Genomic DNA, 13888 nt, shown 5'->3' on the forward strand with positions numbered 1-13888 from the left:
TGGTCTACTTCCCCGCTCCGAGACCGGCACCGTTGGCGCCCGCGGTCTCCAATTCGGCCAGGAACCGGTCCACGGTGCCGTGACGGCGCGCGTCGTCCGCGAGCGACTCGCCGACGATGCGGCTGGCCAGCTCGACGGAGTTACGGCCGAGTTCGGCGCGCAGCTCGGCGATGATCTGCGCCTTCTGGGCCTGCAGCTGAGCCTGACCCTGGGCGACGATGCGCTGGGACTCGGCTTCGGCCTCGGTCCGCAGTTCCGCCTTGATCTGCTCGGCTTCGAGCCGGGCGTCGTCGCGGATCTTCGCGGCCTCGGAACGGGCTTCCGCCAGCTGCGCCTTGTACTGCGCAAGGTTTTCTTCGGCTTCGGCCTGCGCCTTCTCGGCCCGCTCGATGCCACCCTCGATCAGCTTCGTCCGCTCTTCGTAGGTCGCCTCGAAACGCGGGACGACGTACTTCTTCAGAACGAACAGCAGCAGAAGGAAGGCGATGAACCCGAGGATGAGCTCGGGAACGTGCGGCACGATCGGGTTGGGCACCTCTTCGGCGGCCAACACCAATTCGGTCTTCAGCACAACGTCTCCTTAAGCGATGAGCGAAACTCAGCCTTAGGCGGAGGCGAGGAAGTAGATGACGATACCGATCAGCGCCAGCACCTCGGTCAGCACGAAGGTCGAGAAGGCGATGCTCTGCAGCTTGCCCTGGGCCTCCGGCTGACGGGCGGTGCCGTTGATGACGGCGGCGAAGATGAGACCCACACCGATACCGGGGCCGATCGCGCCGAGGCCGTAACCGATGGCGGCGAGACCCTTGTTGATGCTGACGGCCTCGGTGGCGGCCTGCGCAAGAACGATGTTGCTCACGTGCGTTTCCCTTCAAACTCGGTCCGCGCGACTCACGCGGATCGGGGGTCTTTTGGTGTTCTCAGTGCTCCGACGCCAGCGCGGCGCCGATGTAGCCTGCGGACAGCAGTGCGAAAATGAATGCCTGCAGGACCTGGATGAATGCCTCCAGGAAGGTCATCGCGATGGCGAAGAGGAATGCCACCGGCGACGCGACCTTCACGAGACCTTCGCCCTCGGTCAGCAGGAAGCTGCCACCGAGTGTGAAGACCATGATGATGAGGTGGCCGGCGAACATCGCGGCGAAAACCCGGATGGCCAGGGTCGCCGGCGCGATGAAGAACTTCTGCGCGAACTCGATGGTGGAGTACAGCGGCAGCACGAACCCGGGAATACCCGCCGGCGCCAGTTCCTTCTTCAGGTAACCCTTGAAGCCGTGGCGTTTGAACCCGACGTAGTGGTACACCGGGTAAACGACAAGGAACGCGAGGGCGACCGGGAAGCCGATTCGCGCCATCGTCGGGAACTGGAAGAACGGGATGATCCCGAACAGGTTGTTCACCAGCACGAAGCTGAACAGACCCAGGATCAGCGGAATGAACGGCTTGAAGTCGGCCGAACCGATCTGCTCACGCGCGATGTTGTTGCGGCCGAAGTTGTAGATGCTTTCGGCGATGAACTGTCCCTTGCCCGGGACGACCTTCAACCGGCGAGACGTCACCATGAAGTAGGTGATGATGATGATCAGGGAGATGACCACCAGCAGCATCGGCTTGGTGAAAGCAAACCAGCCGGAACCGAACAACGGCGGCAGGTTGAAGTCTTTGACACCAGGCGGCGCGAACTCCGCACCCTCGGCTAGTACCAGCGCGCCCACTGGGCTCCTTCCGGTTCTCCCGGCCGGCGTTCACTCCGCCGGGGGAATCGTCACGATCTGGACTTAACGTACCCGACACGTATCGGGCCGTCGGAGGCGGCCACCCCACGATGTGCTGAACACGGTTTCACGTTCCGCACACGAGGATTCTCGATGCAGTGCTCCCGGGAGACAGACGCCTACCAGCGGGTAATGAGGGACGATTCAACGCCGCCGCCACACTGCTGTTCGGGGTTCGTCATCAGGAGCCGGCAGCCGAGGCCGCCGCCCATACGCGGACCATATCAGCAGGTTCGGACGGGCCGTACAGGCGTACTACATTGCCCCCGATCGGCCGAGGACCTAGGTCCCGTCCCAGGTCAGGACCTCGGTCCCGACCTCAGCGGGAGGCAGGGATGATCGTCGGGATCTTGGTCTTGCGGAAGGCCGCGAACTCCACCGCGGCGGCCACGAGGATCGCGACGATCATGGTGACACCCAAGGCCATCGGGTGGATCGAGGACACTCCGCGAAGCAGGCTCAGCGCCCCGAACAGCAAGACGATCTTGAGCACGTAACCACCGAGCGCGATCACCATCACGAACATCGGGTCCATGCCCGCGCTGAAGCGCATCAGGCCCAGCGTCGCGAGGGCGGACACGATGGCGAGCACGCCACCGATGACCGAGCCGAGCAGGCCCGGGAGTCCATTGAGGATGGTGAAGAGCACGACGCAGATCAGGACCGCGGGCGGAACCAGCTTCAGGGAAGCCTTCATCATCGAGTTGGCCGCCTGCAGAACCACCTTGGCGTGGGGGTTCTCCTCCGCCTCGACGGTCTTCTCGGTCTCGCTCACAGAAAACTCCCTGGTCGTCTCAGCCCGCCAGTGTAGGCCCGTGCCGATGCGCGCGGTTCAGGCGGTCCGGTTCCGGGACCGGAGCCTGGGCACGATCGACACCAGGGTCGCCAGCAGGAAACCGAATCCGACAATCCAGAAAACCGCGACACTGTCGAAGAGCGTCACCGAAACGGCGCCGAACGCGAGCAGCCCCGCCCACAAGTAGATGAGCAGCACCGCGCGGCGTTGGGAGTGGCCGATCTCCAGCAGGCGGTGGTGCAGGTGCATCTTGTCCGCCGCGAACGGGCTCTCGCCGCGGCGGGTGCGGCGGATGACCGCCATGATCAGGTCGAGCAGCGGCACGAACAGCACCGCGGCGACCACGACGAGCGGCGAGAGCAGCGCGAGCGCGTCCTTGCCGCTGAACTGCGGATACGGCACGCGGCCCGACGCGGACGTCGTCGCGCCGGCCAGCATCAGCCCGATCATCATCGAGCCGGAATCGCCCATGAAGATCTTCGCGGGCTGGAAGTTGTACGGCAGGAAGCCGAGACAGGCCCCCGCGAGCGTGGCGGCGATGAGGGCGGGCGGGTACGCGCCGACGTCGCCGCCCGAGGAGTCGAGCAGGCCGAGGGAGAAGGAGCAAGTCGCGGCGGCGGCGATGAAGCCGAGGCCGCCGGCGAGCCCGTCGAGACCGTCGACGAAGTTCATCGCGTTGACCATGACGACCACCAGCACGACGGTCAGCAGCGCGCCCTGGTTCTTGTCCAGCACCAGCACCTGGCCGAAGGACTCGCCACCGCCGCCCCACGGCACCCAGAACGACACCCACTGCACCCCGAAGATCACGAGGATCCCGGCGCACATGACCTGGCCGGCCAGTTTCGTCCAGGCGTCCAGCTCGAACCGGTCGTCGAGCGCGCCGATCAGGGAGATCACGCCCGCGGCGAGCAGGACGCCCAGCGAATCGAAGGAGAAGTCGAAGCCGCGGCTCAGCGCGGGCAGCTGATGCGCCAGCCCCATCGCGGCGGCGACACCGAGGAAGATGCCGATGCCGCCCATCCGCGGGATCGGGGTGACGTGGACGTCGCGGGCCCGCGGGTTGGCGATCGCGCCGATCCGGATGGCGACCCGGCGCACGACACCGGTGAGCAGGAAGGTCACGGCCGCCGCGGTGAGGGCGACGAGGATGTACTCCCGGATCGGGAGGCCTTGCGTAGGAGGCATGGTGCGTTACGCCGCCGAGGTCCAAGTCACTCGAACACGCTACCGCGTCAGGGGGATACGGCGGCCGACGGTCCTAGGCCAGTGACTCCGCGGGCACACCCAGTACTTCCGCGACGGCGGCACGGCTGACCGCGCCCTCCCGCAGGATGACCGGGTCGTCGCCGGTGAGATCGACCATCGTGGACGGAACGGGCTCTCCGGTGGATCCGCCGTCGAGGTACACCGCGACGCTGTCGCCGAGCTGGTCGACGGCCTCCTGCGCGGTGGAGGCGGGCGGGCGGCCGGAGACGTTGGCGCTCGAGACCGCCATCGGGCCGACGTCGCGCAGCAGTTCCAGCGCGACCGGGTGAAGCGGCATCCGCAGCATCACCGTTCCGCGTGACTGGCCCAGATCCCACTGCAGGCTCGGGGCGTGCGGCAGGACGATGGACAGGTCTCCGGGCCAGAACGCCTCGATGAGCGCGCGGGCCTGCGGGGGCGTGCCGAGCACGAGTCCGTCCACAGTGGACCAGGAACCGACCAGGACACCGACCGGCATGTCCGGGCCGCGCTGCTTGGCCCGCAGGAGGGACTGGACGGCGCCGCCGTCGAAGGCGTCCGCGCCGATTCCGTAGACCGTGTCGGTCGGGAGGACGACCAGGCGGCTGGAGCGCACCGCGCTCGCCGCCGCGGCGAGCCCGTCGGCCCGGGATTCGTGCTTGCTGCAGTCGTACACCGCGCTCATGGCCAGTGAGCGTAGCGCTGCGGTGTCGCGGGTCTCGCCAAGGTGCCCGCCTCCGTGCGCCGCGTCGGCCGGGGTGGCGATCCGGGGTGGAGCGGACCGGTTATCTGTCCAGTCAGACCTGAGCAGGACGAATGTGACGGGTCAGCGGTCGGAGTTCGATGACGTCGGACGCTCGCCGCGGCATGGTCGTGTGTGGAGGATTTGGGACGTCAGGTGTCCCAAATCCTCCGTTGATCAAGCTCGTACGACTCGGTACGCAACCGAGTGGGGAGGATTTCGGACGCTGGACGTCCCCAATCCTCCCCACTCGCCGCCAGAACCCGAATCGTCACTCATGAGCCACGCCCGCGCCATGAAAGGTCCTTTCCTTGCAAATTTTGCAAGGAAAGGACCTTTCATGGCATGCGGAGCGACCGTCAGAAGGCGAAAGCGGTACAGACCGACGTCGCCGTCTTCGCCGGGTCCGCGATCGACGTCGCCGTCAGCTTGATGTGCGCGACGTGGTCACCGCCCGCGGCCCGCTTGGCGTGCGCGGTCGCCGAAGACCGCCCGCCGAACGGGACGGTGGACAGCTCGTTCGGCAGCCGCACTTCCCAGCCCTTCGCGCTGGTGGACGCGCTCAGGCGGTAGGTGTCGGTGTTGAACGGCGCCGCCGCGCCCTTCGCGTTGCCCGTGTTGATCACCGGGAACGAGCAGCTCGCGAGCCCCTGCTTGGCGAACGCCGGGGCGGACGGCCACAGCGAAACGCCCCTGGCCTGCGAGCCGGAGCCGTCGAGCGAAGCCACCGTGATGACGTAGGACAGCACGCCCTTGCGGTCGCGCTCGACGTCGGAGACGAGGAACTTCAGCCTGTTCGCCTCGTCGGTGTACTCGTACTTGCTCGCGGAGCCGGTGCCCGCCTTGAACGCGGCGTCGTTGAGCTGGCGGTAGTCGCCGATCGGGATCGGCACCGGGGTGCCGTCCGGCTTCTTGTAGTCGGTCATGCCGATGTCGGCCGGGTTCGCGTCCACGATCCATTCGAACGGCGCGTTGTCCTGGTTCTTCGTCTTCGCGATGAGGACTCCGGAATCGGGGGCGAAGGAATCGCTGCCCATCCGGTCGACGACCTCGACGGTGTAATTGTTGTAGCCGCCGCCGTCGCAGAACGGATCCTTCGAGCGATCGCATTTCGGCGAAAGGTCCCCGCCGGTGAGCGCGATGTTGATACCGCTGTAGGCGCCCTGTCCCGGCAGGACCGAACGCGCCGTGATCCTTGCCGAAACCGGGCCGGTCTTGGCGAGCTGGTTCCGGTCGAGCTTCAGGACGTCTTCGGGGTCGATGATGTCCAGCTTCATCTTGGTGCGCAGCATGTGGTGCGAGCCCATCGAGCCGCCCTGTGTCGCCGGGATCTGCCAGCGGGTGTGCGGTCCGCCGGGGCCGTTGAAACTGCCGCGCGACATCATTTCCCACGGCCCGGTGTAGGTACGGGACGGCGGGTTTCCGAAGGGATTGTTGTAATTGTCCCCGATGCCGAGGATGTGGCTGAACTCGTGCGCGTAGACGCCCTGGCCCGAGCTTTCCGCCTGGGTCGAGGAGCCGGTGACCGCGTTCGGCCAGATGCTCGCCGCGGATTTCCACGACGTCCACGGGACGTAGCGGGTGGACGCGGCGTTCGGCATCCCGGCGACGCCGGGGCCGAACGCGTCGGGGACGTTCTCCTTTTCGCCGAACTTCATCACGCCGAATTCCTGCCAGGTCGAGCTCTCGTCCTGACCGGCGGAAAGATAGAAGACGAAGTCGAACTGCTTGGACACGTCGCCCACGTCGGCCCGCCAGGCGGCGCCCGCGTCGGCGCGCAGGTCACGTTTGCAGTTCGCGCCCGGCGGACACGCGTCGGGCTGGAACTCCATGCCGTATTCGAAGGACTTGCCGGGCAGGCGGTACGGGCCGAACGCGGTCAGTTCGACGCCCAGCCTGCCGCCGGAGTCCTCCATCCAGTACTCGTTGATCGTGTGGCCCTGGTTGAGCGCCTGGGGCTTGTTGAGGAAGTCCTGGTAGAACTTCGCGACCTCCGCGCGGGGGATGTCGCTCGCGGCGGGGCCGGGGTTGCCGAACACCGTCGAACGCGGGGGCTGCGTGACGGCGAATTCCTGATCCGGGTAGTCCGCGAGCACCACGGCACCCTTGAACATCCGCTTGGTCGGCTTCAGCGCCGGATCGGCCCAGTTGGTGCCGGGCGGTTTGCGGTAGTCGTCCCACGTCATGTGGTCCTGGTTCTCCCAGGTCGACCCGTCGATCGCGGCGGGCCAGCCTCGGACCGGCGCCGCGGCGGACGCGGGCTGGGCGACCAGACCCGGCAGTAGCGCGACGGTGGCGAGGACGGCGAGTGTTCTGAGTGGGGCTCGTCGGAGAGACGATCGCATCGGGGTACACCTCCCAGTCGGACCGCCGATGAGGCGGCCGTGATCGACGTTAGGAGGTGGGCTTTGTCCTTGGCACCGCCGGAAGTCGTGAGTCTCGCTAACTATCCGGCCCAACGCCCTGCTCCGTCCCGCGTTTCGTCCTCTGGATGCGGTGGTTCGCACCACGAACTACCGCATCCAGAGGACGAAACGCGGGGAGTCAGGAGACGCGCAGGGCGGTCACGAAACGCGGGCGTCCGGCGAGGTCGAGGTGACCTTGCACGTCCGTGAGCACCCGCCGCGCCCGCACGAGCGCCGGGACGGCGGAACCGTGCGTGTCGTCGTGCTCGATCGCCATCCCGCCGGTGGGCCGCAGCAGGCGCGCGGCGGCCGCGATCGCGTGCCGGATCACCGCCAGCCCGCTCTCCTCCGCGAACACCGCCCGCGGCGGGTCGTGCTCGGCGACCTCCGCCGGCACCGGTGTGCCTTCCGGTACGTACGGCGGGTTGCACAGGACCAGGTCGACGAGCCCGTCGAGTTCGGCGAACATCGTGCTGTCCGCCACGTCGCCGGAGTACAGCCGGATGGGCGTGTCCCCCGCGTCGGCGTGGACGTCGGCGTTGTGCCGCGCCCACGCGAGCGCCTGCGCGTCGATGTCGACGGCGTAGACGACCGCGTCCGGCCGCGCGTGCTGCACGGCCAGCGCCAGCGCGCCGGAGCCGGTGCACAGGTCGACCACCACCGGGTACTCGCGCCCGTGCAGCAGTTTGAGGCCCCATTCCAGGAGCAGTTCGGTCTCCGGGCGCGGGACGAAGACGCCGGCGCCGACATTGACCGTGACGTCGCCGAGCGCCGCCCAGCCGGTGAGGTACTGCAGCGGGATCCGTTTGGCCCGCTGGTTCACGAGCTGGCCGATCGCGTCGATGACCGGGGGGTCCACCAGCGGCACCATCGGCAGGCGGCCGCGTTCGACGCCGAGGACGTGGGAGGCGATCAGTTCCGCGTCCGAACGCGGTGACGCCACTCCGGCCTCGGTGAGGATGCGGGTCGCTTCCATGATGGCGAGGCGCAACGGCTGCCGGTTCACTGGTGTTCCTTCACAGAGTCAAGCCTGACACACGAGGCACGCGTGCCGGGGTCGATACACGCGGGCTCAGGGTATCGATTCCTTTCAGCGCGCCCGCCACGAGAGCGAAGACAACGTCAGCGCCGCTTCCGCCACCCGCCGCGCGAGGTCGGTCTGAAGGCTCTTCGTCGCCGAAGCGATCCATTCGTCCACGTTCCGTACACCGATGTCGCGGTACTCGACGGCCTGAAGCAGCATTTCGAGCTTGTCCGCGTCGCGTGCGTAGAGCGCTTCAGGGCTTTCGGCGGACTCGTACTCGTCGACGGCGTCACGCACCGAGTCACGCGCGGCGCCGGGCAGGGCCGACGTCTGCGCGGCGGTGATCGCCCGCGGATCCGGCTTCTCGACGAAACCCTTGATCGTGTGCGGGAGATCGCCGGTCCGCGTCTCCTGCGTGTCGTGCCAGAGCGCGAGGTACGCCGCCCTCGCCGGGTCCGCGCCGCCCTCGGCCGCGAGGAGGCCGGCCAGCTGCGCGACCCGCGTGGTGTGCTCGGCCACCGATTCGGGATCGCGGACGCCCGCCTGCCACCATCCGGCCCGCCGGATCCGCTTGAGCACACCCAGTTCGAATCCGAATCTGGCCAGGGCTTCCACAGTTCTCCTACGCGTCGACGGTGAGATATCCGGCCAGTGTCCCGCGCCGCTGCCTGAGCGTGTCGATGCGGTCGTCCATTTCGGCCAGTTCGCGCCGGATCTCCGCCACGACCGTGGGGCACATGTCCAGTTCCGGCAGTTCACCGTTCGCGCACGGCAGCATTTTCGCGATGACGTGCGTGCTCAGCCCGGCCGCGAGGAGCGCGCGGATCTGCCGCACCGTGGTGACCGCGTCGTCGTCGAAGGTGCGGTAGCAGTTGGAATCGCGCCGCGAAACCAGCAGCCCCTGCTCCTCGTAGTAGCGCAGCAGCCGCTGGCTCACGCCGGTCCGCCGGGACAGCTCGCCGATCAGCATGTGACCCCCGTCATCCGAGTTTGACCTTCACATCGATGTCAGTACCTAACGTCGCCGGCATGACGAATCATTTCGCGCACGTCGTCCGCGGTTCCGGTCCCGGCCTGCTGCTCGCCCACGGTGGTGGCGGCAGCGTCGAGGGCAACTTCGGGAGCATCCTCGACGACCTCGCCCGCACCCACACCGTCGTCGGCCCCGACTACCCCGGCTCCGGGGCCACGCCGCGCAGCAGCGAGCCGCTGGACCTCGACACCGTCGCGGACGAACTGGTCTCCATCGCCGTCGACGCCGGTCTCGAACGCTTCGCGATCCTCGGCTACTCGCTCGGCACCGGAGTCGCCGTCCGCGCGGCCACCCGGCACCCCGATCGGGTCACCGGGCTCATCCTGACCGCCGGGTTCACGAAACCGGACAACCGGCTCCTGCTGGCCGTCGACATCTGGCGCGAACTGCTGGGCGGCGACCGGAAGCTGCTGGCGAAGTTCCTCACCTTCGCCGCCACCGGCGAAAAGCACCTGAACGCGCTCTCACCTTCGGAACTCGAAGCCGCCATCGAAGGCCTCGCCGGATTCATCCCGGAGGGCAGCCCCGAACACGTCGGCCTCGTCGCGAGCGTCGACACCCGGGCCGAACTGGCCGGGATCTCGGTCCCCACCCTCGTCATCGCCACGACGCTCGACGGGCTCGCCCCGCCCGCCCACTCCCGCGAACTCGCGGCCGGGATCCCCGGCGCCGAACTGGTCGAGATCGAGTCCGGGCACGGTATCGGCGTCGAGGCCCGCGACGAATGGCTCGGCGTGATCCAGAAGTTCCTCTCCGCAAGTGTTGGAGAGGGTACGAACTGATCACCCTGCGGAATCTTCTAAGGTGACGCGGGTGAAGATCCGGGAAATCCGACTGACCCTGGGCGTGTTTTTCGCCGCGCTCGGGGTGCTCCTCGTCCGTTTCCTGGTGCCACGTCCGATCGGCATGGCGGACAACGGCGACGGCTGGCGCATTCTGTGCCGGCTCGGCGCCCGCGAGCTCGACCGGCCTTCGGAATACTTCGTCCGCTTCTCCTACGGCCCCGCCCCGGCCTGCAACAGCGAGTACATCTCCAGCCAGAGCTGGATCGACAAGATCGCCAGCGAGATCGGGCAGCTGCTCGGCTCGTCCGCGATCCTGAACCTGCTGGTACTGGGTGTGCTGGGCTGTCTGCTGGTCGCCGGCGGGATCGCCGCGATCGTCGTCGGCCTGCGCCTTTCGGTCCGGAACAGCGTCATCGCCACGGCCGCGCTGCTGCTGGTCGCGGCGGACTCGGCCTTCTTCGGGTACTTCGCCTCCGTGCTGAGCGAGGGCGCCGCCTTCGTCGGGATGCTCCTGCTCGCCGGCGGGCTCCTGCTCATGCACCGCACCGGGCCGTGGCGTTACACCGGCGCCGCGGTCACCGTGCTCGGCGCGATGATCGGGATCAACGCGAAGTCGCAGACGCTGCTGCTGATCCCGCTGTTCGCGCTCGCGCTGCTGTTCGTCCGGCCGCAGGGCAGCCGCGGCCTGGCCCGGTGGGCGCTACCGCTGGCCGTGCTCGCCGTCGTCGGCACCGGTACCGCGCTGGTGCAGGGGGCGGGCGACTCGGCCAACGCGGAGTACCGCGAGGCCAACATGTACCACGTCGTGTTCAACGGGATCGTGGACGGGAAACACGACACCACCGGCGACCTCGCCGCGCTGGGCCTCCCGCCCGAGTTCGCGAAGTACGTCGGCACGGGCTGGTGGAGCGCGAACGCGGCCTGGCGCGACCCCGAGTACGCGAAGTACCGCGACAAGATCAGCCGCCGCAACGTCGCCCAGTACTACCTGGACCACCCGGTGCGCGTGGTCGAGATGCTGCACCGGTCCGCGCAGGAGACGTTGACCGCGCGGGTGCCGAACCTCGGCAGCTTCGGTGAGCACGCCGGGCAGCCGCCGCTCGCCAAGGAGTACCGGATCCCGGTCCTGTCCGGGATCACCGGCTGGCTCGCGCCGCTGGGGTTGTTCGCCCTGCTGCCGATCTGGCTGCTCATCGGGTGGGCGGGCCTCCGCGCCTTCCGGAACCGCACCGGACGCCGCGACGTCGGCGTCGTGGTGCTCATGTTCCTGCTCTTCGCGATGGGCCAGATCCTGGTGTCCGGCCTCGCGGAAGGCATCGAGAACGTCAAGCACCAGCAGCTGACGATCTACCCGACCCTGCTCGCCGCCGCCTTCGCCGCGCTCTCGTTCCTGCCGAAGCGCAAGGAAGAACGGCCCGCGGCCGAGGAACGCGAGCCGGAGACGGCCTCCCTCTCCGCCTGAGGCATCAACGCGCCGGTTCCCAGAATCCGGCGAAGCTGCCGCACGCGACCCTGGCTCCCGCGAGCTCGTCCTGGATCCGCTTTTCCACGCCGGTGTAAGCGATCGTCCGCGTGTCCGGGCCGACGGCTTCAGGGACGGGGGCGCCCGCGGTCAGCGAAACGGCTTTCACCGTCTGGAAGAGCACGAGGTAATCCCCTTCGCGGTCAAGGTTTTCCGCCGCAGCGACCATCCTTTCCGGACTGTCTCCGGTCAGTTCCATCGGCAACGGCCAGTCCAGCGGGAACGGGTTGCGGACCCCGAAAACCGGGGCGACGAACGGATTGTCCGGCAGGACCGCGACCTTCGACGCCGGATAACGGTCGAGGCAGCCCCGGATCTGGGCGACGTAGGTGTACACGCTGGGATTCGTGCGGACGCCGCGCAGCGCCGGGGCGATGTCCCCCAGATCCTTCGTCAGTTCGCCCTGCGGCCGGTCCGCGTACGGCGCCTTGTCGTGCGCGGACATCAGCAGCAGCCCGGCGAGCACGAACGCGGCCGCGGCGAAGACCCCGCCCGCGGACTCGGACGGACGCGGCGGCGGCACCGCTTCCAGCACTCCCAGCGCGAAGATCCCGGCCAGCAGGCCGGGAAGCGGGTAGCCCCAGGACAGGCTGGCCATCCAGCCGAGCGCGGCGATCGCCAGGTACCGCCAGGGCAACCGTCTTCGGACGACGGTGTCGAGCACGGCGGCGGCCAGGAAGAGCCACAGCAGGGTGACCGGCCAGCCGCCCGCGTGCTCGAATCCGCCGTCGACCACGACGAACACCACGACCGCCACGATCCCGTCGCGCCACGGAGCCATCGGCCCGGCTCGCCGAACTGGTCGCGGGCCGACCACGCCACGGCCAGCACGCATATCCCGAGCAGCACTGGGACGAAATACGTCCGCGGGTCCGCCCGGCCAGCGAATTCCGCCGTCCAGAACCGGAAAAGGCCTTCACCCCAGGTCTGAGTGCCGCTGGAGAGCTGCGCGATCGCCGACCGCAGTCCTCCGGCGGCGGTGACCATGCCGAAGTACAGCGACGGCGCCGCGCCGAGCATCAGAAGGTCACCCAGCAGACGCGGCACCTTTCTCGGCGGCGCGGCGGGGTGGAACAGCAGGATCAGCACCCCGATCGGGACCGCGAACAGGAAACTCTGCTTGACGATCACCGCGAACCCGAGGCAGAACAGGCCGGACAGACGCCGCCATCGCGAGCCCGAACGCAGCCCGCCGTCGAGCAGCCACCAGCCGACCGCGACCAGGAAGACACCGTCGACGGTGTGCCAGGCCATCACCGGATACGTGTTCAGGCCGACCAGAACGGCGGTGAAGACCAGCCCGAGCCGCGTCGGGCCCCAGTCCAGCGGCGAGGTCCCGGTCAGGAACGCGGCGAGGGCGACGGTGGCGACGGTCAGCTGCACCATCATCACGAAACCCGAGCCGATCATCAGCGGCGCGGGGACGAGATGATCGAGCAGATGCAGATAGGCCGAACCGAACGGCCTCGGCCCGAGGAAATCGACCTGCGGGATCTCGCCGTGCAGGACGCGCCACACCTGGACGAGCACGAAGCCCTGGTCGGTCGGGTTGAACCCGAACCGGCCGATCCTCGCGACGACGGCCGCGCTCAGCAGTCCCGTTCCGGCGACGAGAACGAGAGCTCGCGGAACACGTTTCCGGGCCGCCGGAAACGATCTTTCCATTCGTGTTCTCCCGGGACGGGTTCCCCTTATCGACCAGGGACCGTAGCGGAAGCGGGGAATCGACGACAGGCCCGATCGGACGCCGCTCCCCGCCACCCGTAGGCTGAACGAACCTGTACGCGCCGAAGGGCTCAAGAAACAGTCATGGATCTCCGGGAAACGACGGTCGTCACGCGGATATCGGCGAATATCGAAACCGAGGATTTCGCCGCGGCCGCCGCGCTGGGCGAACGTCTCATCGGCGAGTTCGAGGCCACCGAACTGGAGATCTGCCGGGCGGACCCGGAAGGCGGCTGGACGGGATACCTGGTCTCCGTCGGCTATCGCACGCCTCCGGCCGACGGCGAAGATCCCGCCGAAACACTGCATCGGGCCGCGGTACCCGCGCTTTTTCACTTCGGTCTGAATGCGGAATTATTCGAAATCCACGGCACGCCGGAGACCGGCCAATACGGAAGCTACGACGCCTATGACACTCCGGCCGACGGATTCACACTCTATTCGCTGATGGCGTCCGTCGGCGGCACCGATCCCCGCGAACCCGCGTACGTCACCAGGCACGATTTCACCCCGCGCGCGGAAACCGATGTCATTTCACGAGTGCATCTCTACGTCCCCACCGGCGACCTGCGGCTGGCCGTGGACCTGTGCGGCCGCACCGCGACCGACCTTTCGGCGTCGCTGGTCCGGATCAGCACGGACGCGGGCCCTTGCGAAGCGGTGCTGTTATCGGCTTTTCCCGCTCTCGCCGGGGAAAGCGGCGAGGAGGCGCTCAGCCGGGTGACGCACGAGGTGACCGACAGGCTTTCGCACGTGAGCATGTCCGTCCGGGCGATCCACACCGCGCTGGAGGACGATCCGTTCTACACCGAGCCGGGCTGATACCCCGAGAGCTCGGCCCCGGCTGGCTAATA

14 protein-coding genes are annotated in these 13888 nt (G+C 68.0%); 3 read left to right on the plus strand and 11 right to left on the minus strand.

Features of this window, described 5'->3' with window-relative positions:
• Positions 1-4: 4 nt before the first annotated feature.
• The 10 genes from ACSMFO_RS17695 to ACSMFO_RS17740 form a co-directional block, all read right to left on the minus strand.
• Positions 5-571: a F0F1 ATP synthase subunit B gene (locus ACSMFO_RS17695; RefSeq protein ID WP_350580392.1), complete on the minus strand. Its 567-nt coding sequence runs from the start codon at positions 569-571 to the stop codon at positions 5-7.
• 33 nt (positions 572-604) lie between these two features.
• Positions 605-859: an ATP F0F1 synthase subunit C gene (locus ACSMFO_RS17700; protein ID WP_038508924.1), complete on the minus strand. Its 255-nt coding sequence runs from the start codon at positions 857-859 to the stop codon at positions 605-607.
• A 61-nt stretch (positions 860-920) separates the two neighbouring features.
• A complete protein-coding gene (gene atpB / locus ACSMFO_RS17705; RefSeq protein ID WP_005150355.1) occupies positions 921-1715 on the minus strand; it encodes a F0F1 ATP synthase subunit A in 795 nt (264 codons plus the stop codon).
• A gap of 379 nt (positions 1716-2094) precedes the next feature.
• Positions 2095-2550: a hypothetical protein gene (locus ACSMFO_RS17710; RefSeq protein WP_350580395.1), complete on the minus strand. Its 456-nt coding sequence runs from the start codon at positions 2548-2550 to the stop codon at positions 2095-2097.
• Between the two features lie 57 nt (positions 2551-2607).
• On the minus strand, positions 2608-3759 hold the full coding sequence (locus ACSMFO_RS17715; protein ID WP_038508920.1) for a glycosyltransferase family 4 protein: 1152 nt from the start codon (positions 3757-3759) through the stop codon (positions 2608-2610).
• Positions 3760-3832: 73 nt separating this feature from the next.
• Entirely contained in the window at positions 3833-4483 is a 651-nt protein-coding gene (locus ACSMFO_RS17720; RefSeq protein ID WP_038508918.1) for an L-threonylcarbamoyladenylate synthase, read from the minus strand.
• Between the two features lie 416 nt (positions 4484-4899).
• Complete coding sequence (locus tag ACSMFO_RS17725; protein ID WP_436459625.1) at positions 4900-6885, minus strand: M6 family metalloprotease domain-containing protein; 1986 nt, start codon at positions 6883-6885, stop codon at positions 4900-4902.
• Positions 6886-7084: 199 nt separating this feature from the next.
• Positions 7085-7951 carry a peptide chain release factor N(5)-glutamine methyltransferase gene (gene prmC, locus ACSMFO_RS17730; RefSeq protein WP_350580400.1) on the minus strand — a complete coding sequence of 289 codons (867 nt, stop codon included), beginning with the start codon at positions 7949-7951 and terminating at the stop codon, positions 7085-7087.
• Between the two features lie 84 nt (positions 7952-8035).
• Positions 8036-8584, minus strand: a complete 549-nt coding sequence (locus ACSMFO_RS17735) for an HD domain-containing protein (RefSeq protein ID WP_436459627.1) — start codon at positions 8582-8584, stop codon at positions 8036-8038.
• A gap of 7 nt (positions 8585-8591) precedes the next feature.
• Entirely contained in the window at positions 8592-8939 is a 348-nt protein-coding gene (locus ACSMFO_RS17740; protein WP_378429176.1) for a MerR family transcriptional regulator, read from the minus strand.
• A gap of 59 nt (positions 8940-8998) precedes the next feature.
• Here ACSMFO_RS17740 and ACSMFO_RS17745 point away from each other — a divergent pair, with 59 nt between their 5' ends.
• The gene (locus ACSMFO_RS17745; RefSeq protein ID WP_436459630.1) at positions 8999-9784 is read left to right on the plus strand and encodes an alpha/beta fold hydrolase; all 786 of its coding nucleotides are present in this window, start codon (positions 8999-9001) and stop codon (positions 9782-9784) included.
• Positions 9785-9815: 31 nt separating this feature from the next.
• The gene (gene wsfD / locus ACSMFO_RS17750; RefSeq protein WP_436459632.1) at positions 9816-11249 is read left to right on the plus strand and encodes a glycan biosynthesis hexose transferase WsfD; all 1434 of its coding nucleotides are present in this window, start codon (positions 9816-9818) and stop codon (positions 11247-11249) included.
• Positions 11250-11753: 504 nt separating this feature from the next.
• Here wsfD and ACSMFO_RS17755 read toward each other — a convergent pair.
• Positions 11754-12974 (minus strand): hypothetical protein, encoded by a 1221-nt coding sequence (locus ACSMFO_RS17755; protein WP_436459634.1) that lies wholly within the window; start codon positions 12972-12974, stop codon positions 11754-11756.
• Positions 12975-13118: 144 nt separating this feature from the next.
• Between ACSMFO_RS17755 and ACSMFO_RS17760 the strand changes: the two genes are divergently transcribed.
• On the plus strand, positions 13119-13856 hold the full coding sequence (locus tag ACSMFO_RS17760) for a hypothetical protein (RefSeq protein WP_436459636.1): 738 nt from the start codon (positions 13119-13121) through the stop codon (positions 13854-13856).
• Positions 13857-13888: the final 32 nt, after the last annotated feature.

The sequence above is a fragment of the Amycolatopsis sp. w19 genome, assembly GCF_051373225.1.
Classification (GTDB): Bacteria; Actinomycetota; Actinomycetes; order Mycobacteriales; family Pseudonocardiaceae; genus Amycolatopsis; species Amycolatopsis japonica.